Here is an 866-nt window from a genome sequence, read left to right on the forward strand (position 1 = left end):
CTATGTCGTCGATCCGGCGTCGATCGCAGTTCCTCGCCGTGCGCGCCGCGTCAAGACCGACCGTCTCGACGGCGAAATGCTGTTGCGAACATTGCTCGCCTACATGCGCGGTGATCCCCGGGTGTGTGCGATGGTGAGGGCACCAACCCCTGAAGACGAGGACCGCCGCCGGGTCTCCCGAGAACGCAAAGCCCTGACAAACGAACGAATTCGCCACGTAAACCGTATCAAAGGCCTGCTTTTCAGCCAGGGGATCACGGGCTACGAGCCGCTTCGGCGCGATCGGCGTAAGCAGTTGGACGACTTGGTGACCGGCGACGGGCGGCCACTTCCATTCTATTTGAAAGAGCAGATCGGCCGTGAGCTCGACCGGATCGAATTGCTGCTGGAACAGATCAAGGCGGTTGAGGATCTCCGTGACGCGCTGCTCACAACAGCGCCCCCCGAGAAGGCATCGGCGACAAGCGGTACGGAGCGGACGGAAAAGCCTGTGGCACTGCGACCTTCTATCCCCGCCATGCTCATCGGGTTGAAGGGGATCGGCCCTGAGATAGCGTCGGTCTTGTGGCTGGAGGGACTGTCCCGCACCTTCGACAATCGCCGACAGCTTGCAGCCTATGCTGGTCTCGCGGCGTCCCATTGGCAAAGTGGCAATATCAATAATGATCAAGGGGTATCGAAGGCGGGTAATCCGAGACTGCGTACCGCCCTCGTCCGGCTCGCCTGGCTGTGGGTGCGACATCAACCGGATTCCGCGCTCAGCCGCTGGTTCATCACGCGGGTGACGGAGCGCGGCCCGAGATCCAGGAAGCCCGCCATCATCGCGCTGGCCCGCAAGCTGTTGGTGGCCCTGTGGAAGTACGTCA

At 62.1% G+C, this 866-nt stretch carries 1 protein-coding gene; it reads left to right on the forward strand.

All coding sequences use genetic code 11. The features are described from left to right. The coding region (locus tag EWE75_RS24720) for an IS110 family RNA-guided transposase (protein WP_130160650.1) at positions 1–866 on the forward strand (866 nt) is incomplete at both ends.

It is taken from the genome of Sphingomonas populi (assembly GCF_004208535.1).
Lineage (GTDB): Bacteria > Pseudomonadota > Alphaproteobacteria > Sphingomonadales > Sphingomonadaceae > Sphingomonas > Sphingomonas populi.